This is a genomic window from Ruegeria sp. AI2 (assembly GCF_056541275.1).
Genome location: NZ_JBQFYB010000013.1, coordinates 1 through 20089, shown reverse-complemented (window position 1 = coordinate 20089; position 20089 = coordinate 1). Strand labels below are relative to the sequence as shown.

General features: G+C 56.0%; 22 protein-coding genes and 2 pseudogenes. 12 read left to right on the top strand and 12 right to left on the bottom strand.

Annotated elements, in window-relative coordinates; genetic code table 11:
• The first annotated feature begins 3 nt into the window (after positions 1–3).
• From ACR0LL_RS17505 to ACR0LL_RS17475, 7 genes are all read left to right on the top strand, one after another.
• Positions 4–648: a VirB8 family type IV secretion system protein gene (locus ACR0LL_RS17505; protein WP_152460679.1), complete on the top strand. Its 645-nt coding sequence runs from the start codon at positions 4–6 to the stop codon at positions 646–648.
• On the top strand, positions 648–1463 hold the full coding sequence (locus tag ACR0LL_RS17500) for a TrbG/VirB9 family P-type conjugative transfer protein (protein WP_152460678.1): 816 nt from the start codon (positions 648–650) through the stop codon (positions 1461–1463). The genes ACR0LL_RS17505 and ACR0LL_RS17500 overlap by 1 nt, the downstream gene beginning before the upstream one ends.
• Positions 1463–2143 (top strand): hypothetical protein, encoded by a 681-nt coding sequence (locus tag ACR0LL_RS17495; RefSeq protein WP_152460677.1) that lies wholly within the window; start codon positions 1463–1465, stop codon positions 2141–2143. The genes ACR0LL_RS17500 and ACR0LL_RS17495 overlap by 1 nt, the downstream gene beginning before the upstream one ends.
• An 11-nt stretch (positions 2144–2154) precedes the next feature.
• Positions 2155–2988 carry a TraB/TrbI/VirB10 family type IV secretion system protein gene (locus ACR0LL_RS17490; RefSeq protein ID WP_170575215.1) on the top strand — a complete coding sequence of 278 codons (834 nt, stop codon included), beginning with the start codon at positions 2155–2157 and terminating at the stop codon, positions 2986–2988.
• A 205-nt stretch (positions 2989–3193) separates the two neighbouring features.
• On the top strand, positions 3194–4207 hold the full coding sequence (locus ACR0LL_RS17485) for an ATPase, T2SS/T4P/T4SS family (RefSeq protein ID WP_152460675.1): 1014 nt from the start codon (positions 3194–3196) through the stop codon (positions 4205–4207).
• A 12-nt stretch (positions 4208–4219) separates the two neighbouring features.
• Complete coding sequence (locus ACR0LL_RS17480; RefSeq protein WP_152460674.1) at positions 4220–4378, top strand: DUF4177 domain-containing protein; 159 nt, start codon at positions 4220–4222, stop codon at positions 4376–4378.
• Complete coding sequence (locus ACR0LL_RS17475) at positions 4371–6263, top strand: type IV secretory system conjugative DNA transfer family protein (RefSeq protein WP_170474331.1); 1893 nt, start codon at positions 4371–4373, stop codon at positions 6261–6263. Before ACR0LL_RS17480 ends, ACR0LL_RS17475 begins: the two co-directional genes overlap by 8 nt.
• Positions 6264–6387: 124 nt before the next feature.
• On the opposite strand, the gene ACR0LL_RS17470 is transcribed toward ACR0LL_RS17475, so the two are convergent.
• Together ACR0LL_RS17470 and ACR0LL_RS17465 are read right to left on the bottom strand one after the other, a co-directional pair.
• On the bottom strand, positions 6388–7188 hold the full coding sequence (locus ACR0LL_RS17470) for a glutathione S-transferase family protein (RefSeq protein ID WP_480588539.1): 801 nt from the start codon (positions 7186–7188) through the stop codon (positions 6388–6390).
• A gap of 4 nt (positions 7189–7192) precedes the next feature.
• Positions 7193–7636 (bottom strand): cupin domain-containing protein, encoded by a 444-nt coding sequence (locus ACR0LL_RS17465; RefSeq protein ID WP_480588537.1) that lies wholly within the window; start codon positions 7634–7636, stop codon positions 7193–7195.
• A 112-nt stretch (positions 7637–7748) separates the two neighbouring features.
• On the opposite strand from ACR0LL_RS17465, the gene ACR0LL_RS17460 reads away from it, so the two are divergent.
• Positions 7749–8681, top strand: a complete 933-nt coding sequence (locus ACR0LL_RS17460; RefSeq protein WP_480588535.1) for a LysR family transcriptional regulator — start codon at positions 7749–7751, stop codon at positions 8679–8681.
• A gap of 286 nt (positions 8682–8967) precedes the next feature.
• On the opposite strand, the gene ACR0LL_RS17455 is transcribed toward ACR0LL_RS17460, so the two are convergent.
• The 10 genes from ACR0LL_RS17455 to ACR0LL_RS17410 all read right to left on the bottom strand — a co-directional run bounded on the left by ACR0LL_RS17455 (position 8968) and on the right by ACR0LL_RS17410 (position 18238).
• Complete coding sequence (locus tag ACR0LL_RS17455) at positions 8968–10005, bottom strand: hypothetical protein (protein WP_170417776.1); 1038 nt, start codon at positions 10003–10005, stop codon at positions 8968–8970.
• Positions 10006–10092: 87 nt separating this feature from the next.
• Positions 10093–11928, bottom strand: coding sequence for a relaxase/mobilization nuclease domain-containing protein (locus ACR0LL_RS17450; protein WP_480588533.1), 1836 nt, complete (start codon positions 11926–11928; stop codon positions 10093–10095).
• Positions 11925–12344: a hypothetical protein gene (locus tag ACR0LL_RS17445; RefSeq protein WP_170417782.1), complete on the bottom strand. Its 420-nt coding sequence runs from the start codon at positions 12342–12344 to the stop codon at positions 11925–11927. Before ACR0LL_RS17445 ends, ACR0LL_RS17450 begins: the two co-directional genes overlap by 4 nt.
• Positions 12345–12816: 472 nt before the next feature.
• A complete protein-coding gene (locus ACR0LL_RS17440; RefSeq protein WP_170417785.1) occupies positions 12817–13017 on the bottom strand; it encodes a hypothetical protein in 201 nt (66 codons plus the stop codon).
• Positions 13018–13700: 683 nt separating this feature from the next.
• Entirely contained in the window at positions 13701–14243 is a 543-nt protein-coding gene (locus ACR0LL_RS17435) for a hypothetical protein (RefSeq protein WP_170417788.1), read from the bottom strand.
• Between the two features lie 22 nt (positions 14244–14265).
• The gene (locus ACR0LL_RS17430; protein ID WP_152460667.1) at positions 14266–14556 is read right to left on the bottom strand and encodes an addiction module antidote protein; all 291 of its coding nucleotides are present in this window, start codon (positions 14554–14556) and stop codon (positions 14266–14268) included.
• 5 nt (positions 14557–14561) lie between these two features.
• Entirely contained in the window at positions 14562–14855 is a 294-nt protein-coding gene (locus ACR0LL_RS17425) for a type II toxin-antitoxin system RelE/ParE family toxin (RefSeq protein ID WP_170417791.1), read from the bottom strand.
• A gap of 115 nt (positions 14856–14970) precedes the next feature.
• The gene (locus tag ACR0LL_RS17420; protein ID WP_480588532.1) at positions 14971–16836 is read right to left on the bottom strand and encodes a ParB/RepB/Spo0J family partition protein; all 1866 of its coding nucleotides are present in this window, start codon (positions 16834–16836) and stop codon (positions 14971–14973) included.
• Positions 16837–17054: 218 nt separating this feature from the next.
• Positions 17055–17459 carry a DUF3768 domain-containing protein gene (locus tag ACR0LL_RS17415; RefSeq protein ID WP_152460664.1) on the bottom strand — a complete coding sequence of 135 codons (405 nt, stop codon included), beginning with the start codon at positions 17457–17459 and terminating at the stop codon, positions 17055–17057.
• A gap of 527 nt (positions 17460–17986) precedes the next feature.
• Positions 17987–18238 (bottom strand): WGR domain-containing protein, encoded by a 252-nt coding sequence (locus ACR0LL_RS17410; RefSeq protein WP_170418006.1) that lies wholly within the window; start codon positions 18236–18238, stop codon positions 17987–17989.
• A gap of 251 nt (positions 18239–18489) precedes the next feature.
• On the opposite strand from ACR0LL_RS17410, the gene ACR0LL_RS17405 reads away from it, so the two are divergent.
• The 4 genes and pseudogenes from ACR0LL_RS17405 to ACR0LL_RS17390 form a co-directional block, all read left to right on the top strand.
• The gene (locus ACR0LL_RS17405; protein ID WP_152460663.1) at positions 18490–18882 is read left to right on the top strand and encodes a GFA family protein; all 393 of its coding nucleotides are present in this window, start codon (positions 18490–18492) and stop codon (positions 18880–18882) included.
• A 102-nt stretch (positions 18883–18984) separates the two neighbouring features.
• Positions 18985–19287 (top strand): SH3 domain-containing protein, encoded by a 303-nt coding sequence (locus ACR0LL_RS17400; protein WP_152460662.1) that lies wholly within the window; start codon positions 18985–18987, stop codon positions 19285–19287.
• A 155-nt stretch (positions 19288–19442) separates the two neighbouring features.
• Positions 19443–19583: pseudogene (locus tag ACR0LL_RS17395) on the top strand (DUF6429 family protein); the annotation flags it as partial.
• A gap of 115 nt (positions 19584–19698) precedes the next feature.
• Positions 19699–20089 (top strand): annotated as a pseudogene (locus tag ACR0LL_RS17390) (hypothetical protein); the annotation flags it as partial.

Genomic DNA, 20089 nt, shown 5'->3' with positions numbered 1-20089 from the left:
CAAATGTCACACGTGACAGATCACGAAAAAGAACTCTTTCTGGGCGCACGCCGCGATGCCTTCAAATGGCAGGTATTCGGCATGGTCGGCATGGCAATGGGCGTGGCCTCTATGATTGGCTGGGCGATGCTCCTTCCCCTGAAGGAAATCCGCGCGGTGCCATTCTCCATTGATCCGGACACGAAACTGCCGGTCCTGCTGACTGAAAAAGTCGAAGAACTGGAACCTTCTGAGGCGATGGCCTTCCGTGAAGTCGCAAATTATGTGCGCGACCGGGAAACCTATGATGTCCAGGACAACAACGAGCGCCTGAAATCGGTGCTGCGTCGTTCTGATGAGCTGGCCGAAACGTCCTACCGCGAACTGTGGGACGGTTCGAACGACAACCATCCTGACGAAATCTATACGCCCAAGACAAAGGTGCAGACCGAAATTCTGGGCGTCTCGCCGGTCAACGATGAGACGGTGCAGGTCGAGATCCGCAAGTCCCTGATCGTGCCAAACCAAGCAACGGCCTCAGCCCGCTACGTGGTCACTGTGACCTACGGGTTTGAGGAAAAAATCGTGACGTCGATGGATGAGCTTCTGGAAAATCCGTTCGGCTTCGTCGTCACCAACTACCGCGTAGACGCCATAGGGAAGGTCTGATGCAGCGTTCTTTCAAAACACTCACCGCCACCGCCGCAGCAGTTTTGGCATTCTCTACGCCTCTGCTCGCTGAAATCACACCGACGCCAGACGGAAAGAATGCGGATCATCGCATCACGCATTTCCATTACGTCGAGAACCAGGTGTACCGCATCACTGTAGGTGAACGCCTGATTACCTATGTTCACTTTCCGCAGGGCGAGACCGTCCGCAGCATTGGCGCGGGCGACACTGAGAGTTTTCAGATCACCCGCCTGCAGGAAGGTCGCGTTATTGCGTTCAAGCCAGAAATCCTGAACTCGGATTCAAACCTGACCGTCCTGACCAATCGCGGGACATACAACTTCTATCTGGTTCCGGCCGAGAGCGCCGCCGAACGCAAACGTGTTCCATTTCGGGTCACGTTCTACAACAAAAACAACAGCGGCGGGACCACAACGCGTCGCGGCACAGTCGCTCGGAGCGAGCCGAAGCCAACTGGCCGGTTTGTGAACCAGAACTATTCGCGCTCGGGCAAAGCGGACTTTGCGCCCACCGCCGTGTGGGATGATGGCGTTCACACCTATATGCAAATCCCGCAGGATGCGGAGTTGCCGGGGATTTTCCGTGTCCTGCCTGATGGCCGCGAGCTGATGGTGAACACCACAGTCAAAGAGCGCGGCATTATCCAGGTGCAGGGCCTTTCCGACCTTTGGACACTGCGCATCGAAGACACTTCGATCTGTGTACGAAACGATGGCGACGCGTTTCAGCAGGCGAGTGCAACGGGCAGGCCCGTTACTTCACAGACAGTTAAACCGGGGGGCAGCAAGTAATGGATCGCAATCAGACAATTGCGGCACGGGCGGCGGCTGAACAGCCGTCGCAACGTGTCCGGAAGAAGTTCGACCCAAAGAAGCTGATAACCGTTGCGATCGCAGGAGCGGTGTTCCTGGGCTTTGTATGGTTTGTCATGGGCCATGAAAACAAAAGCACGAACACGGGTGTCCGCGTTGACGCTTTGCAACAAGGTGGTGGCGAGCGATACGGGCTTTTGACCGCACGGGGACCAGAGGCCGATGAGCCGGAACCAGAGGCTTTGCCCGAGGAAATTGAGGTGGCAACACCGGCAACAGTGCCGCAGGTCGATTCCGAAGGGCTGAAACAAGCCTTGAAAACTATCGAGCAACAGAACGGTCGGATTTCCGATCTGCAAGACGAGCTGACGGACGCCAAAGTTTCGCTGTCCGAAAAAGACGGTGAAATCGCAACGCTGAACCTGACCAATGAACGCCTTCAGGTCAGATATGATGAGCGAGAGAAGAAGTTCCAGACGGAACTTGCCCAGGCCATCGCAGATGCGGAGGCCCGGGCACTTGCCAGCGTAAGCCACCTTCAGGCGCAAGGTCTGACCGATGACGAGCGGCGCAGACTCGAAGAACTGAAGAAGATGCGCCAGCGGCAGAACCAGTCGGACGGCATTGTGTTCGATGAAAACCCATACGGCAGAAACTGATGGAGCTGACGATGAACAGAACAGCACTCACCCTCGCCCTGGTCACGTTGGCCTCAAGCGCGATGGCACAGGACGCACCCGGTCAAAACTACCAGCCGATCAATGGTGGATCGCAGCCGGTCATTTTCCAACCCTTCCCTGCAGCGCCGCAGCCGGTTCAAGTCCAGCCAGACGACACCCGCCTGCCTGAAGATCAACGCGGCTATCAGGAAAACCAAAACACGACATGGCAAAACAATCTGGTCGAAGAATATCCCCCCATCGTCGGGGCCTCGATCATTGACGATCCGTCGCGCACCCTGACGCAAGGCACGGTTTTGTCGGCTGTGTTCGGTGGCGCGGTCAGCTCGGAGTTGCCCGGCAGTGTCGTGGCGACGATTACACGTGGCGTCTACTCGATGGACGGCACGCGTTTGCTTCTGCCGCGCGGATCGAAGCTCTTTGGCGAGTATCGAGCGGACACGACATTGGCGCAAACGCGCATCATGATCGTTTGGAGCCGTGTCATCACGCCTGACGGCCTGTCAACTCAGGTCGGATCGGCTGGTACGGACGGTCAAGGCCGGACTGGTGCGACCGGCAGGGTGAACACACACTTTGGGAAACGGTTCGGAACTGCAGCGCTGTTGTCCATCATCGGCATTGCGCCGGTGGCACTGGTCTCTGACAACGATAGCAACAACTCGGTTCGCACTGATCTGGCAACGCAAGTGGGGTCTAACCTGCAGAACGCTACGGCAGCGGCGCTTGATGAATACCTGCGCATTACTCCGACAGTCTTTGTCGATCAGGGCAGTCGCATCAACGCCATCCTGCAGCGCGACGTTGTGTTCGATAGCTTCTGAGCGCGAGCCAATGAGCCGACCGCCTCAGCAGTCTTTCCGGCCGCTGCCAGCATGATCGAGTGCGGTAGCGGCCTTTTTTGAAGCAAATTCAGCACTTTTTGGAAGCAATGAATCTTATGTGGATGCCTTCGTGTTCGAGGCAAAGCCGAGATGCAGCGAAGGCAACCTCCAGTGTTCAAAAAAGTGCTCTACCAAGGACAAGAACATGAGCGGGCGGAACGGCAATAGCCTTCTGGAATACTATACAGGCAAGATCGAGCATCTGTTGCACGATGAAAGCCTGAGCGAAATTTCTGTGAATCCTGACGGATCGGTCTGGGTCGAAGAAATGGGCACAACACACATGACCAGGACAGACATTACTCTGAACAGAGATGATGTGGAAAACATCGGGCGCTGCGTGGCCGGATTCAGCGATGTGACATTCGGAGAAAAGAAGCCGATTGCGACGGCCAACGTGCCGACACAGCAGGGTAAAGCGCGGGTGCAGGTTGTGATTCCGCCAGCAACAACCGGCGTGGGGTCCGTGGCGATCCGCCTGCTCCGCGTGAAAACCGTCGATCTGGGCGCGTTCAGCTTCGCCAGCAAAGAGGCGGCGTTGGCAGAAAACAATGATCACAGCGCGCTTGAAAAGGCTCGGGCTGCTCTCGCTGCCGGAACAATGAACTTTGACGAGCTGGCCGACCTTGCGATGCTAAGCAAATGGAACGTGATCATTGCCGGGGGCACCTCGTCTGGCAAAACCACTGTTCTCAATGCAATGCTGAAGCGCGTCGATCCTGGCGAACGGATCGTGACGATTGAAGAAGTGGCCGAGCTGGACATCGAGCAACCCAATTCTGTCGATCTACTTGCTGACCGTTCCGAAGAAGATGGCCCTCGATCACCAACAAAGCTGCTGGAATCGGCGCTGAGGTTACGGCCTGACCGCCTCGTCTGCGGTGAAATTCGGGGCGACGACGCAAATATGTTCCTGGAACTGGTGAACACCGGCCACGATGGTTCTGTTTGTACCATGCACGCCAACTCACCAGTAGATGCCATTGGACGTATGAGCAAGATGGTGCGTCGCGGATCTCCGACCGTTCAAAAGTCAGAAGTGGTCGATGACATCCGGGCCACCATTCACATGATCGTTCACATGAAGAAAATCGGTGACGAACGGAAGGTCAACGGAGTGATCTTCCCACCCCTGATGACCGCTGATCAACTTATCTGAAGGAGAAATAGAATGAAAAAATTTGAGTATCGTAATGTCTTGATGCGGGTAGAGGAAAATGCAGGCGAGAAGTTTGCGAAGCTCGGGCAAGACGGTTGGGAAATGGTCGGCGTCGTACCTGCCGAGTTTGGCATCGTGTGCTTCTTCAAACGCGAGCTGACCGATGGCTGAGTTTCAGGATCTACCCAAAGGCAAGAAGGTCGCGATAGCCGGTACTATGGGCTTTATCGCTACCTCGGCTTGCGCGGTGTTGGTGGTCGGGCTGGCTCTCGAATACATCAACACCAGAGGCTTTCGCGGGCTGGACATCTGGGCGATCCCAGAGAAGTTCATGGCACAGCCTGCAGAGACGCAGCAGATCATGGGTCTGGTGGCGGTGGTCGCAGTGGGTGTTTTGACCTTTGCATTTGTGGCGGCTGCGCTGCGTGGTCCCTCAACGAAATACGGTGATGCGACCTTTGCAAAGGCCCCTCAGCTCGTCCAGGAAGGCTATGCGTCGGTTCTGAAGCTCAAAGACAAATTGGATAGTGAAATCGTGTTTGCCAAATTTGGTGAGCCAAAGGACAAAAACGCGATCTACTATAAGCCCGGCCCCGGTGTCCAAAAGCCGCACGCGATGTTCATTGCCCCGTCTGGTTCGGGCAAAACCAGCGGCTTTGTGATCCCGAATGTCCTGCGTTTCAATGGGTCTTGCGTCGTCCTGGACATCAAGGGCGAGATTTTCCAGACAACCGGCGCGCGTCGGGCAGCAATGGGCGATGAGGTTTTTATGTTCGACCCCGAGAACCCCGACAAAAGCCACAGCTACAACCCTCTGCGCCGCGCAGCACGTGCCGACAATCTGGACCGGCGATGGGAAGAAGTGATTCAGGTTGCAACTCAGATGTTCGACACGCCCAGCTCGTCCGCGCAGGGCTTTATGGGTGGTGTTGAAGGCATGTTCTGCGCAATGGCGATGCTGGCGATCAAAAGAAAGCGGCCATACATTTCCGAAGTCCTGCGCCTGGTCAAAACGACCAAGCAAAAGGACTATGAGAAAATGGCTGAAGAAGTTGGATATGCGCGAGCTGCAGATGAGTTTCTGAATCTTGCAGCCGAAGAATCCAAAATCCTGCGGTCAACGATTTCGGTTATGTTGAACTCCGGCCTGCAGCTCTGGCGCAACCCGTCGGTAGCAAGAGCCACGCAGGGCAATGACATCAACTTTGAAGATCTGCGTCGGCGCCCCAGCTCGATCTACTTTTCCGTGCCAGGGAAAAAGGTCAAAGAGTTCCGGACGCTCATTCGCCTGTTCTTCCTCGATCTGGTGAACACCATCGAAACTGTTGAGCCGGGCGAAGATGAGCCGTTCAAGGTTTTGATGCTGCTCGATGAGTTCCAACGCCTCGGCCATCTTGAGCGCGTTGTTGAAGCCTATGACACCATGCGATCGTTCGGGGGCAGGCTCGTGGTGATTTCGCAAACACTGTCGCGCCTACAGGACATTTATGGGCACGAGGGTGTGCGGGCGATGCTGGCAAACGCTGGAACCCAGATGTTTGCCGCCTCAGAGGATTCCGAAGTACGCGAACATGTGTCCAGGTCCATCGGGGACAAAACGGTCATAAGCAAGTCGAAGTCTCGAGCACTCGGCAAGATGGAAATGGGCAGCATATCAGAGCGTGAAGAAGGCATTCGGCTGCTCCGGCCAGAGCACGTTGGTCGTCTGCCGGAAAACGAGGTTGTGCTGATCCGCGAAGGCAAGATGCCGGTGATTGCAAACAAGATCCGATACTTCGAAGATCCGTATTTCATGCAGTTCTTGGGTGGCGAAAGTCCGAAGATCAAAGGCACACACCTCGATCTGGCTGTAGAGCAAGCCAGGGACACGGCAAAGGCAGTGGCTGATGCGAAACCGGCCCCTGCCCCGGACAGAGAGGTTTCTGAAAAAGACCAGGAACTTCAGGCGGCATTTGATGCGCAGCGCACGGTCGCAAAGCGGAAAAGTCGGTCAGCGAAAGATATGGCGATGGAGAAAATGAAAGCCAAACGGGCTGAAAGTAGCGCCTTCACTTGACGGGGGTAACAGGACGCGGCCGAACCGGACCTTACTTCAATATGCAGAGAACGGCAGGAGAGAGCCCATTTTGTCCGATGCCGCGCGGCGCATGAATGTCCGGTACTGAGTATTTAATCGATGGTCAGGCGACAAGTCCCAGCTCTTTGTCGGTGGCTGTCGCTGCATATTTTTCCCTTGGGGGCATGGGTCTCGATTGCCAAGGCGGTTCGAAGGTGAAACTTGAAACGCTGCGACCGTCAGGTAGGGCGCCGTTTCCGGCACCGAGCGCGTAGTCGTAGTAGAGTTTGACGATTTCTTCTTCAGTCACCTGCGATGTCTCTGGATGAGCCATGCATGCATCGCGCCACGCTCGTACCCGGTCATAGTCTTTCCCAACGGGTAGTTTGAACCCTTCGTAGTAGTCAAGAAACCAAAATCGCTTGAACATCGGGGTAAAAACAGCCTCTGCCAAACCGAAGTCATCGAACAGGAATGGGCCAGTCGGGTTGTAATGACTTAGGAAATCATCAAGGTCTCGATAGAGCGCGAGAAGCTTATTCAGATGCTCATCTCGGCGCACCTGATCCTGATTCATGACAAAGAGATAGCCCGCCATTGTGAACGGTCCTTCGCGGGCGATCAGCATCGACTCAATGGCATGTTCGGTAGGATCACTGCGGCGCAGCGGTGCCCCCGGCAGAGCCTCATCAAGATAGCGCAGGATCACGAGGCTTTCCTTCAATATACGGCCGTCGCTGGTTTCCAGCACGGGCAAGGCTGTCGTACCTCGGGTCTTGGCTAGCAATTCAGGGTCGCGCGGCTTGGTGATGTCTACTACACGAAATTCCACGGCATCCGTCAGTCCGCGCAGCGCCAGTAGGATTTCCAGTCGCTGCGAGAAGGGACAGACGGGGATATGATAGACGATGTGTTTCCCAGTCATGGTATCAATCCAAAGGTGGGCCAGTGAAGGCCATGTTGTGCCGCTTGGCGCTCTCTTCGATAGCAGGCATGTCCTCGGGAATACGGCACTGACTGGCTGCCATGTCGGCAAAGAAGCCTTCGAATCCGCCGGGCGTCAGGATCACGAGATGGCGGCAAGGTTCGTCGTCTGTCACCTTGAAGGTATGTTCCTTGCCTCGTGGGATGAATACGCTTTCGCCGGCCCTTGCGGTGAACTCCTCGCCTTCCAACCAGAACCTACATGTGCCGGTCAGGATTACGAAGGTTTCGTCTTCGTTTTGATGCACATGGCGCGGAGGGCCGCTACCCGCAGGGGACCAGCTGTCCACGATGGACATTGCGCCGCCTGTCTGTTCTGGGCCGAGGATGGTTTTGTATTTTACGCCGAGCCATTCGATGGCTCCGTCGATTTGGGCCAGGTCCTTCATCGTTTCTCTCCATTAGCATCGGATTGAAACGAAAGCGCTTCCGTTGACAGAAACTTATCCGAAGGCCAACCTATCAGGCAAACCGCAATATCTAATATAGGATATCGGCCAGGTGAATTTCGCTACACTGGACCTCAATCTTTTGCGCGTGTTGGACGCCCTCTTCAGTGAAGGCTCAACCGTAAAGGCGGCCGACAAGCTCGCCATGTCGCAATCCGCAGTCTCCGGTGCATTGTCGCGTCTTCGTCATGCCTTGGAAGACCCCCTTTTTGTCCGGCAGGGAAACCGTTTGGTCGCTACCGATTACGCGTCCAGGATTGAATCCGGTTTGCGCGAAGAACTCGAACGTCTGGAAGCTTTGCTAGCGCCGCCAGCTACCTTTGATCCGCGAACCGCTGAAGGCATTTTCCGGATCGCTGCCAGCGATTTTTTCGCGGAACTCCTGATGCCACCCTTGGGTGATCTCCTGCAAAAGTCGGCGCCCAATCTACGAGCGCAGCTGGTTGATCTGGTTCCGAATGACTATGTGGCCAGCCTTGATCGACGCAACGCTGACATTGCACTGATCCCGGATTTGGCGCTTCCGGACTGGGTCAATCGAGAGCCGCTCTTCCGTTCGCCGTTCCACGTTATCGCGCGCAAGGGAAATCCAAGGATTGCGGGGCTAAAGGAAGGGACGCAGATGCACATGGATACGTTCTGCGTTCTCCACCATGTCTTGTTCTCCCCTGAAGGGAATCTAGCAGCGATGGGCGATGCTGCCCTTAATCGCGTCGGAAAACAGCGACAGGTTGCTATGACAGTGCCTGTCTTTAGTGGCGTTTGCCGTGCGGTTAGCGAAAGCGACCTTATCGCGCTTGTACCCGCGCAGCTTGCAAAGAAAGTGGCCAAGTCATTCGGGTTACACGTGTTCGAGCCCCCGATGACTATTGAACCGGCTTTGATCGTCGGCATCTGGCACAAGCGTTCCGACAACGCCCCGATGGCGGCATGGATGCGCAGCCAGGTCTTCGAATTGATGAAGGCTTTGGACTTAGACAGTTAGTCAAACTGTCCTACGCTGCGCCTTTCGGGCAGATACAAGTTGAAGCTTCGAATAACAGAATCGAAATAGGTTCAATCAGCCAATGCAGACATTTGCGCAGCCGCAGCGAACAACCGCTTTGTCCGCTTCTTGCCTATTCAAACGTGGTGCAGCGAATGCCCGGAATGTCCAAGGACAAGAGTCCGTCCCAATCGGAACAGACCCCACATTACTCCAACCCGGTGGTCTCGCTGTTCCCGGCAACACATTCACCGGCGCGAACAATCATCTATCATGTCCTCCGTGGTTAAAGACTGTGTCCATCATACTCATGGACGTGGGTAGCCTGTTCGCGGGTATGGGCAATCTCTTGCACCACGGCGGCAATCTTGCTGGATGAAACTTGGTGCAGCTCACCAACAACGGCCTCCGCGCGCTCGTAGCTGTCCGGAACGCCTTGGCTGTTGAAATGGGCGGCAGCGGTGGAAATGTCCGCGTCTTTCCAAGTCGCCGTTGTGCCGATTGAAACGCTGTCATGATCGTTGTAGCGGGCCAGGAACTTGCTTCCGTCGAGACCGAAGCTGTGCGCGGTCGCCACAATGTCATCACGCACAGCCAGCCATTTTTCGGCTTCCGTGGGGTCCAGGTTGTCCAACTCGGCCGCATTCATGGATGTGGTGTAGCTGTCATCAGCCAAAGTGTATGCCTGCAGGTCGGTGTCATATGGGCGCAGTTCGGCAACATCGCCTTTCAACTCCCCGATCTGAACGTCCATTGCGGCACGCAAGTGTGGATCTTCGACCTCTCGTGCAAGAGCCTCCATGTTCTCGATGGAGTTCACGATGTCCTTGGTCTGCTGCTCGTAGTTCTCAAAGATGGCCTCCCCCAAAGCGGATTGCATATACTGAACATAGCGATCACCGGGCGACTGGTAGTCGTCGGACTCCTGAAAATCCTTGTCACCACTCAGATCCGCAAGGGACGAATAGTAAGGGTGATACAGATCGTATTCCTGAGCATCACTCATGTGCTGAGAAACCAAAGCCTGCATATCGTTCAGATCAACCGGCTCCCCTGACCGCTCCGCAGCTTCAAATTCGATTTTGAATTCTTCGACCAGATCTTGTTGCGCAGTATGTTCGTCAACACGGCGGTTGGCCTGGTCCTCGATGTCGAAGCTGTTTGAGGCGATGGCTGCACGATCAAAGCCCATCGCCTGCTGTTCTTTCCTGATGATGTCGATCTGCTCTGAAACGCGATCTTCACGCGGGGCGGATTGATCAAATCTGGAATAGGGTGCGAAGTGTTCGACTTCGTTCAAAAGATAGTCTGTACGCGAAACCATAGTTTTTCCTTTGCGAGTTGATGGAAAACTCTGTGATGGGTCTGCCTGGGGCGTTGGCGCGCGCATCAGGCAGACCGGTTAAAGTCCTTACAAGCTGTGCCCGTCATCGTCACCGCGCCCCTGCAAGAGCGGGTGCGTTGCGTGGGCGTGAACGTCTGAAAGTTCTTCTGAGATTGCGATGATCCTGGAAGACGCAAGCTGGTGCAGCTCGTCAACAACGGCCTCAGCGCGGTCGTGGCTGTCGGGTAATCCTTGCGCCTGGAAGTGGGCCGCGGCGGTCGAAATGTCGTCGCTGCGCCATCCCATTGTTGTACCCAGGGTGACGTTCTGATGATCGCCAAAGCGGGCAACGAACGCCTCGCCATCGAGGCCGTAGCTGCTGGCCGTGTCGGTGACTTCTTTGCGGATCGCTGCCCACTTGCCGGCCTCTGAATAATCCAAGACATCCATTTCGGCAGTGCCCATTCCCATCATCGTTGAATAGCGGCGGTCCTCGATGATGAAGGCTTGAAGGTCCGGATCGTTGGTGCGCAGGTCCGCAACGTCGCCCTTCAACTCGCCAATTTGAATATCCATAGCGACACGCAGATGAGGGTCGTCAACCTCACGGGCCAGCCCTTCCATCTTGTCGATGGATTGCAGCAATTCTTTGGTCTGAGTCTGGAAGTCCTCATAGGCCCCCTTGCCCAAGGTGTCCTGTATATAGACCTCGTACCGGCGTGCTGCCGGGGCATAATCAGCGGACGACTGGAACGCCTTGTCATCGACAATATCAGCAAGGGCAGACAGATACGGATGGCTCTGTTCGTTGTCCCGAACGTCGCTGATATGGGCAACAACCTGAGCCTTCAGCTCGGGTGCGATTGTTTCCTCAGAACCGCCTAATTCGATGTGTCGCCGCAAGTTGCTCATGACTTCGGGCGACACATAAGACGGGTCTCCTGGCTCGCCGTAATCATCAAAATGATGGGCTTGATCCAGCAGATGTTCCATTCTCGATACCATAGGTTCCTCACTTTCAACGAGTTGGATGGCAAACTCTTCGATCCGGTCTTTGACAGCGTTGGCGCGCTCATCAAACAGATCCGACATTCTTGCGATGGAGAGTGTCATCACATCACCGGCCATGTCGCGGGCCGTAACTTCAACCTCCGGAGTGCTTTCAACAACAGACAGTCCGGCCTGAACCTTCCACGTGTCGGTCTCAACTTCCTGCCGCAAACCGCGCTCAAGGCGGGTCGTTGCGGTCAGCTCAATTCCGTATCCTTCGGCAACCTCAACCTGGATAGAGCGCTGAACGTCGATGTTCATGTCGCTGCTCATACCCATAGCCAACCACTGCCCATGTTCCACGCCTCGGTTATTCACAACGATGTGGACATGGGGGTTGTCAGTGTCGTTGTGGAACACGGTCAGATAGTCCCAGGTATCGCCAAAATCACCGCTCCCAAACAGGCGATCCGCGAAGTCCAAACCGGCCTCATGCGCGGCATCCGGATAGGTGCCTTCGGGAAAAGAAACGATCATGTGACGGGTATAACCATAGTTGGTTTTCCCGTTGAAATCCTCGGCCCAGGTCTCGATCAGATCACTCACCTGATCGGCATCGAGCGGGGTCACACCATTGTCGCGGATGTCCAACACGCCCTCTGCCCTGACGGTCAGGTAATTGATCTGGCGGCGCAGCTCATGCGCTTTTTTCACCCCACCTTTGCGGACGTGTTTCACAACCGCCTCGGGCTTTCCAACCACAGCACCAAGCCGCGCCTTGATGGATGAGGCCCGCGAGATCATGAACTTCATGCGATTGGCGGTTTGCAGCTGCTGGCTGATCTGCTTGGACCGATCGATACCCTTCTGCGCTTCCCGGAAGGCTAGCTCCAGAAAGTCCCCTGCCGTCAAATTGTGAGCCGCGACGTTCATGCTTCAGATGTCCTCTCATCGTCGCGCAAGATTCGGCGAATGGCGGAGTCTGGCTCTCGGTTTCGGCGGGCCGCGGTGATCAGCGCCTTCAGGTCTTGCCGGTGCTGGATGATCGCACGATGGAGGTTTTCGACATCGCGCCGGTCGTCATCGGTCCAGATCACCGAACCGCGTTTGGCCGATTTTGCGAGCTGATTGAGGTTGGTGTATCCACCCTGAACCTGCCGCAAGTGCGTCTGCCAGAGATCGACAACGGCCGGGTCAGGATCGAGATACCCGATCAGACGATAGATCAGTCGTTGGATGATCTGGTTGCGGCTCTTGGCCCCAAGCGACTGCACGGCCTCCTCCAAACGCACCAACGCATCTGACGGCAATCGAACGGAAAAGACAGTGGTGTCGCCGGGCTTGCTCAATGTATACCTCTGGTTGTTTTTATGACTTGTAACACAACTACCTTATCCTGTCATACTCTCCAAGAGGAAACCGGGGGTGATTTTAGAAATCCGTATTTTCTCAAATTGCCCCCGGAACAGTTTTGCTCTTGGAGGCAATCTCCACGCCGGGAAAAGGGTCCTGCCCCTTTTCCAGCCAGCAGGCGTGGGTGCCGGTGGACCGGCGCAGGGCAATCACGCAAAGCGGGAGCTGCCCGAACAGCGCCCGTCACATACCGGCACGTTCAAGGTCAGTATGGCATTTTCCGCGCGCCTCAGCGCGCTCAATGTCCCGCCGCTTTCGCGGCGGGTGTGGCAGGGTTGTCTGCTGCCGCATTGGGGCAGGTCGGCACCCCTGCCCGGTCTTAGGACCGCGCGCCACCTGTGGCGCATATGTGGTCCGGCCTGCGGCCGGAGCAGAAGAAAGGGCGGCTTGCGCCGCCCTGCCCTCCCGTCATTCGGTGACGGGATCGTCATCGGTGCGCTTCGGGAAGGCCACCATCTCAACGCCAGGGAACATGCTGTGCTTGACCTGGATCGAGGTGATGGTGCCGGTCTCATCGGTATTGACGAAGAGCACCCCGCATCGATCCCAGAATGTCTTGCCTTCTTTTTCACCGGTCTTGACGCTCAGTTTCAGAGTTTGAGTTGCCATTGTTTGATCCTCGCTATGGCGTGTTTCGATGAACAAGGGAAAAGCGGGCATCAAGGGGATGTCAGCAGGGAATTTGATCCGCGCGGAATGCGCCGCAGGCGCAGGGGACATTCCTTGTTGAAGCGCGGCGCCCGGCCCGGGCGCCGCGCGTCTTCCCCGACTGCCCGCTTATGTTCATCCCTTCAGAAACACCGCAGCCGAGGATCTTCTCCGGCAACGTACTTGAAACTGTCAGACCTGGTGAAAGGCAAGGCTTTCTGGGATCGCTGCGCGCGGAACATCTGAACAAAACGATGTCTTTGATGGCGGCAACATCACCTCGATCCGACACAGGCGCGGCGCTCAGTTCTAAGTTGGGGGTTGCCCTTCTGGGTCGGTATGACCGTCGTCGCAAAGGATGAAGAATGACGGACGGTGCAAACCGCCCTATCCAACTGGCGGAGGCCAAAGACCGGACGGTCCGGCCCTGGTCCGTGCTTGTGCGGATCAGGTAAACAGCCGGACTCAATTTGGATTGGCGGGTTCGGTAGGACGCCCCGGTAATCCGCAAGAACTCTCTCAAGCGCTGTCGCGGGGCGAGACCGGCGCACGGGCAGATACAGTGATGAGTACGCCAAGAAAAAGGCCCACCGAAGCGGGCCACGAGTTTAACCAAAGGAAAATCTGGAGGTATTCTTTACAGGCTAACGCTTGCGCGCGCGATCGACAACACCGTCAGCTGTGATCGTGGCAATGCGATCCTCTGTGCGGCGGGTCATTTCCACCCCGTCACCCGTCATATGCGCCTCGGCAAATTCCGTGAACTTGAAGATGCTGCCATCTGCTTCAACATGGGTTTCGTCCTCTGCCGAGCGCCGCTTCACCGATCCGTCATGGCGGATTTCGATGATCGTGTTGTCGGCCATTCGGACCGTCACGGTATGCTCATCTACAGCGACACCCTGCCACCAGGCATCTGCATCGCGGCGCACAACAATGCGGTTTGGGTGCAGCTTGATCTGCACGTCCTGTACCTCGTCCGGATCAGCGGCTTTGACGACCACGATGGCCTCCTGCGCGCTGGGATCACCATGGATCGACGCGCTCCCGTTTTTTGGCGGCCAGAGCTTCGGCTGTGTGCGCGGCTTGCCCTTCTGGTCTGTATGAAACCCGACGAACATCTGCGCGGATTTCCAGACGCGGCGGGCGGCTTTTTCAACCGTAGACGGAGCTGCATCGGTGGACATGGTGGATAGCCTTTAAAGTGGGTTAATTCACGTGCATTTTCGGGGTGAGCGTCACACCCACAGCGCTCAGCACTTTCAGCACCGTGCCAAACTCGGGATTGCCATTTTCGCTAAGTGCGCGGTAGAGGCTTTCCCGAGACAGACCAGATTTGTCGGCCACACTCGACATACCTTTGGCCTTGGCAACATCGCCAAGTGCCGACGCGATCAGCGCCGTGTCGCTGGTTTCAAAAGCCGCTTCAAGATAGGCTTGAATGGCTTCCGGGCTGTCCAGATAGTCAGCCGCTTCAAACTTCGTTGTTTTGACACCCATGTTTTTCACTCCAACTCTCTTGCCATCGCCTTGGCGGTTTTGATGTCGGCTTGCTGGGATGACTTGTCTCCCCCGCACAGCAAAACGATCAAAACGTCACCGCGCGACACATAGTAAACGCGATACCCCTTCCCTTCGGAGATACGCAGTTCACTCACACCTTCACCAACCGGTTTCACATCACCGGGATTGCCCAGGCTCAACCGCGTGATGCGAACCAAGATCCTGGCTCTCGCCCTTTGGTCCTTCAGGCCCTTGAGCCACTTGTCGAACAGGTCCGTCTTACGAATTTCTATCATACCTATATGTAGCCTACAGGCTACAACCTTTCAAGTCAAAACAACCTATACCATTGAACTAAAATCAAAAATCATTGCTGAAAAGCAGGGCGCGTTGCGCCCTGCCCTGCCAGTTTCAGAAGCAATCCGGCACCCATGCATCGATCCGGGCTTTCTGTGCCTCGGTCACGCCCAGTGCCTTTTGATGCTCTGGATCATTGAAGAGCTTGTGCAGCGCCTCGTTCTTGGCACCCTTTTTGGATTTCGCGAAGGCTTTGAACATGTCGGCGTCGATGTGCAGGTCCAGCAGGTCTTTGTAGAGATCATCCAGCTGCCAGCCTTTCAGACGCTTGAAGCAGTTTTCAGCCGAAGGGGTCCAGATCGCGCGCATGTCAGCCTCGATCTCAGCCTCGATCTCCGCCATGAACTCCGGGCGTTGGGTCAGAAACCGCCGGGCCAGAAAACCCGTGATCTCACCATTGCGGGTCTTCTTGCCCAGATCGCGAAACGCTTTGAACGCTTCCACGCTGCCTTGTGCGGCAATCTCGTGGAACTGGTCATAGGCTGCCTGTGCCGCTTCATCCCGTTCTCCGCCAAGACGCGGGTCGAGGATGAACTGGTCATCGATCTCGGGTGTGTTCCGCTCGGCACCACCATAGCCAAACCCAAACAGATTGCTGCTCAGACCGGAGGCCGGGGTGGCAAAGAAAGCAAACAGGCTCAACACATAATCAGGCTTGTCCAGCAGGGCCGTTTGAACCGCTGCCAGCCGGATCGCCACCATGTCGTCGATGAATTTCTGCGAAAAGGCCGGTTTTGGTTCTTCCTTGATCTCCGGTTCTTTGACCGGGGCCAGAACACCAGCCTCAATGGCAGCCTGAACATGTTCCGCCGCGACATAGGCCGGGGATGTTTTGATCTCGCCATTGTTGGTGACATAGACAAACACGCCGGACAGCTTGCGCTGCGCGTCAGAATAGAACGGCGCCGTATAGTCCTCAAGCGCGGCCAGCTCCTTTTCACCATCCGCGTCCAGAGCCTCACCCTCATAGAGTTCGGCAAGTTCGTCATACCGTTCGGCCTGTCCTTCGGTGAAGTCCCGGCTCACCATGTCCAAACGGTGCATGTCTTTCGTACCCGAGAACCCATAGGGAATGTAGCTTTCCTCATGGGTGTCCACCCAGTCCCAGCCTTCCGCGTCGCGCAGTTTTTCCGCTTCTACCGCCAGTTTCTCGGCAAACAGACGATCCAGTAACGCGCCTTCATTGAATAGGGTTTCATCGGCAAACAGATCAGCGGTGACGGTGCCGCCCGCCTCAACATAAGCCTTCTGCCCGACAAATACGGCCTTGCGGCTAGTGCTGCTAACAGCCTCCGACGTCAGTGCCTGTTTGACATCATGCTCACTGAACCACCGACATTCTTTGGCCCGTTCCAGAACCTCCAGAATTTTCTCTTCTTCGGTGCTGACGGTCATGGCCTTGGCCAGCCCCATGCTGATCTCACCGGCTTTGAGCGCATCCAGAACGGCGGCGGGCAGACTGGCAAGCGCGAGGCGGCGGCGCACATGGGATTCGGTCACGCCAAACGCATTGCTGATCTTGGCAATAGACAGAGATTTCTCGGCCATTTTGCCATAAGCACGGACCTCGTCCACAGGGTCCAGTTCTTCACGGGCGGTGTTCTCCGCATTGGCCCATTGCTCAGCCACGAAGGGATTGTCCGTGACCTTAACGGGAACCTGTGCCAGATCAGCGCGCTCAGTCACGGCGATGTTCAGAGCCCGTAGGCGGCGACCACCGGCAACGATTGCGACTTTGCCATCGGTATCGCGCAACCCGCTGAGGTTCTGGATCAAGCCACACATAACCAAACTGTCGGCCAGAAGTGCAATACCTTCCTCACCAACCTCCTGTCGTGGGTTGATGTCAGACAGGTAGAGATCGGACAGGGATACGGTTTCGATGGTTTCCGGTGCGGTGAATGTTTCGACTTTGCTCATGGGGCAAATCCTTGTTTGAGTGTTTGAGATCGTGTTAAGGGTGCCCTACCCCTTCCGGGGTAGAGCGGAGCCGTTTAGATGGCTGCGTGTTGGATCAGGAAGCGGCGCGCGATGTGGAAATTGTCGCCCTTCCTGATTAGCGCCCACGCTTCTGCGATACGTTGCTGCAAGATTTCATTGCTCATGGTGTTCACCTCCTTTCCGGTTTGGGATTGAGATCAGTATTCGCTGGGGCACATGATGGTCAGAACGCGGCGCGTCACTGACGTGTCAAACGGCCGGTCGGACCCATACGTGTAGTCCGTGTCGTAAAGATCGATCTTCCAGAACAGCTTCTGGTCACGGACTGTCACCGCCCCAAAGGTGTGATCGCCATAGGGGTCATTGCCCTCGTCAAACTGGTCATCCGACGCCACCGCTGCCAAAGCTGCAGTCTGGAACTCCATCCCTTCACCTGACACGCCGGGCGTGACAAATACCTGACCCTGAATTCCCTTAGAATGCATCTCGATTGCCGCAGTCGGATCGATCAGCGCTTTCCGAAATAGGTCATTCTGGGTCGCAATCTCTGCCGCCTGCAGGCTGGTGTCAGTGTCGATGTCTTTTGTCTTTTCAATGTCCAAAACCGTCTCTCCTTTTGTGGTGCGACCTCTGGGGTTGATCCCCTTTGGTGCTGGTTTTGAGCCGAGCCCTGAAAGGGCGTCGTCTCTAAAACCTGCCCCGTGGCGAACGCGGAGAGGGGCGAGACAGGACCAATCGACAAGAGTGGTGCGGCCCGCAGCGCAGGCGCGCGAGGACACGGTATTGTCTATTTGTCTTGTCCGAGGGGGGAGGCCGCGCCTTCCCCCTTACGGAAGGTAGCGTTTGGCTTGTCCAAATCCCGCCTGACCCACAAGGAAAGGACAAAGGATCTCTGATCCTGCGTGAGCGCAAAAGGGACCGTCACCCGAATGGGCAGATCACCACGGCATGGACCGACCATGACCCAAAGCCCCTGCCCCGGCTCGCAAGAGACGGGTCAGGGGCTACTGGGACAGGGAGATCATTCTGGGGTGTTCTGGGTGGAAGCCGATACGTCGGCTGAAACCTAGAGCCTGCTCACGAGCCGAAAGGCTCGGGATTTGCCACAGAAACAGACTGCAGCCCGAAGTCACTCACCGACCGGAACATACCCTCGACGGAGCTTTTGCTTTTCGAGATTGTGGAGCGCTTCACTAGCCAGGGCTTCGTCATCATACGTCACCATCATGGCTTGCCCGTTCGTGCCAATACGCCCCCAGGTACGAAGCACTGAAACCTCCCCAAACAACGTCGGCTGCAACTCGATGCCATAGAACCGCGCCATGTTGATCTCAGGGTCCACATGGATCAGGTGCACAGGTGTGGTGTCTGTCAGCTCCATGACGCGATTGTCGATCAATAAAGCTCGTCTGTCCAATGACTTTGCTGGAACAGTCAATTGGCAAGGATTCAGAACCGTGATGAAAACATTCGACAACTCAATCTGTCTGATGCTTGCCTCGTACCCATCCAGGTACAGGAGCTCATATTGGCACCATTCCACATTCCGCTGCTGGAACCGTTGTGACCACTGGCCAGAGTAGGTACGGTTTTCTCATATCTTGCAAAACGAAATAGAAGGATGAAGGCAACGTGGCTGAAATCTTGGAAGGCGGATGTTTTTGCGGTGAGGTTCGATACCAGGTCACTGGCAGCGCAGTAATGCAACTCATGTGTTTTTGCAGTGATTGCCTATCGATGACCGGAACGGACGGTTATGCCGGGTACATGATAAAGTCGGAAGACCTGCAGCTGCTGAAAGGCAAACCACGGACCTTTGAGAAGACCTCAAAGGAAGGTCGACCTGTCATCAAGCATTTTTGTGGCACCTGCGGATCAGGCCTGTGGGGCGTGACAGCCTTCGGATTGACGAGCATTGCGGCTGGGACATTGGATGAGCCAAACAACTTCAAGCCAACGAGCAAGGTTTTTGTGAAAGATGCCCCCAACTGGGCCAGGGTTCCCCACCATTTGGAAGAAATGTAGCGTTTGAAGCTTTGGTATCACCTACATTTCTGTCTTGGAGTTGTTCCTCTTGGTGACCCGAGTTGCTACGATTGTCGTTGAGGCAATAAGCAGGACATCGCGATGCGCAATGCAATCTTTTTACCCCTAATGGCTTTGTTCCTGGGGGTCGTCATGGACGTTAAACCGGCGGCGGCCGCGTCACTCGGAACATATGAGGTTTTTGGCGTCGAAGACGGTGACATGCTAAAAATGCGCAGTGGGCCTGGAACAGGGTTCAATGTGATCGTTGGTCTTCCAAATGGAACCGCACTACGAGTTCACGGCTGTGAGCAGACCGGTGGCACCCGTTGGTGCCGCGTCTCTTTGGAGCGCGCGCGCAAGCTTAAGGGATACGTCTCTTGGGCATATTTGCGGAAAATCTAATACGACAGCGATCAGCACCACCATCTTTTAGCAATCATAGAATACCGGCGGAAACGCCCTGACGAATCCACTAGTTGGGCTCACACCCGTCGTCGAAGCGGCTCGCAACATCCCCGAATTCGCTGGGTTCAGGACGGCCCTAAGGCTTTGACTGGGGAGCGCTTGATCGCCTGCACCGTAACGGATTGATCCTGGACCCGGTTGGAAAGGCAAAATCGGTGGTACTGACCGATGAAGGCCTGCGCCGCTCCGAAAAGCTTTTCACAGAGCTTTTTGGGCGGGAGCCAAAGACATAGCATTCGCCATGACAAGTCCCTCCATGTAACGCAGGTCTGCATACGCGTGTGGGCTGGCTGGCGGTTGCAATCTGCGCTAAATCGCCCCTGTCCGGCAAACAGGGAGAAGCTGAAGATGACAACGGGGAACGATCTTGGTGGGCTCATCGGGTTTATCACCCGTGACGAGATTTGGCATGAGCGGCTCGCTGATGTGTTGGACGAGCATTTTCTGCCAGCGCTCGAGGCCTTCGATCTTGAGTTCGAGGATCTGGGCGACTTGCTGGGCGAGGATTGGCCGATGGTCCTGTGGGGTGGTGGCCTGGAAGATTTGCTGGGCAGGACATTCGGAGCGGACGCCGAAAACGCTGCGGATGCTTATCTGAAAGGGAGCGGTTCCAAGGAGAGTGCGCAGACCCGCGCCTATATCAAAGGATTGCGGGACGCGTCGGTCAGCCTTTATGAGGTGAGCGAGGTAGACCCCGGCAGATCCATGGTCTTGCGCAACATGCTTTCGGACGCAGAGC

What these genes read in the sequence shown, in the direction of transcription:
- ACR0LL_RS17440 (WP_170417785.1), bottom strand. Translation starts at nt 13,017, where the DNA reads ATGGCAACTCAAACTCTGAAACTGAGCGTCAAGACCGGTGAAAAAGAA.
- ACR0LL_RS17490 (WP_170575215.1), top strand. Translation starts at nt 2,155, where the DNA reads ATGAACAGAACAGCACTCACCCTCGCCCTGGTCACGTTGGCCTCAAGC.
- ACR0LL_RS17420 (WP_480588532.1), bottom strand. Translation starts at nt 16,836, where the DNA reads ATGAGCAAAGTCGAAACATTCACCGCACCGGAAACCATCGAAACCGTA.
- ACR0LL_RS17430 (WP_152460667.1), bottom strand. Translation starts at nt 14,556, where the DNA reads ATGGGTGTCAAAACAACGAAGTTTGAAGCGGCTGACTATCTGGACAGC.
- ACR0LL_RS17465 (WP_480588537.1), bottom strand. Translation starts at nt 7,636, where the DNA reads ATGAAGGACCTGGCCCAAATCGACGGAGCCATCGAATGGCTCGGCGTA.
- ACR0LL_RS17480 (WP_152460674.1), top strand. Translation starts at nt 4,220, where the DNA reads ATGAAAAAATTTGAGTATCGTAATGTCTTGATGCGGGTAGAGGAAAAT.
- ACR0LL_RS17450 (WP_480588533.1), bottom strand. Translation starts at nt 11,928, where the DNA reads ATGAACGTCGCGGCTCACAATTTGACGGCAGGGGACTTTCTGGAGCTA.
- ACR0LL_RS17435 (WP_170417788.1), bottom strand. Translation starts at nt 14,243, where the DNA reads ATGTCCACCGATGCAGCTCCGTCTACGGTTGAAAAAGCCGCCCGCCGC.
- ACR0LL_RS17505 (WP_152460679.1), top strand. Translation starts at nt 4, where the DNA reads ATGTCACACGTGACAGATCACGAAAAAGAACTCTTTCTGGGCGCACGC.
- ACR0LL_RS17475 (WP_170474331.1), top strand. Translation starts at nt 4,371, where the DNA reads ATGGCTGAGTTTCAGGATCTACCCAAAGGCAAGAAGGTCGCGATAGCC.
- ACR0LL_RS17425 (WP_170417791.1), bottom strand. Translation starts at nt 14,855, where the DNA reads ATGATAGAAATTCGTAAGACGGACCTGTTCGACAAGTGGCTCAAGGGC.
- ACR0LL_RS17500 (WP_152460678.1), top strand. Translation starts at nt 648, where the DNA reads ATGCAGCGTTCTTTCAAAACACTCACCGCCACCGCCGCAGCAGTTTTG.
- ACR0LL_RS17495 (WP_152460677.1), top strand. Translation starts at nt 1,463, where the DNA reads ATGGATCGCAATCAGACAATTGCGGCACGGGCGGCGGCTGAACAGCCG.
- ACR0LL_RS17455 (WP_170417776.1), bottom strand. Translation starts at nt 10,005, where the DNA reads ATGGTTTCGCGTACAGACTATCTTTTGAACGAAGTCGAACACTTCGCA.
- ACR0LL_RS17485 (WP_152460675.1), top strand. Translation starts at nt 3,194, where the DNA reads ATGAGCGGGCGGAACGGCAATAGCCTTCTGGAATACTATACAGGCAAG.
- ACR0LL_RS17400 (WP_152460662.1), top strand. Translation starts at nt 18,985, where the DNA reads ATGCGCAATGCAATCTTTTTACCCCTAATGGCTTTGTTCCTGGGGGTC.
- ACR0LL_RS17470 (WP_480588539.1), bottom strand. Translation starts at nt 7,188, where the DNA reads ATGACTGGGAAACACATCGTCTATCATATCCCCGTCTGTCCCTTCTCG.
- ACR0LL_RS17410 (WP_170418006.1), bottom strand. Translation starts at nt 18,238, where the DNA reads ATGGAGCTGACAGACACCACACCTGTGCACCTGATCCATGTGGACCCT.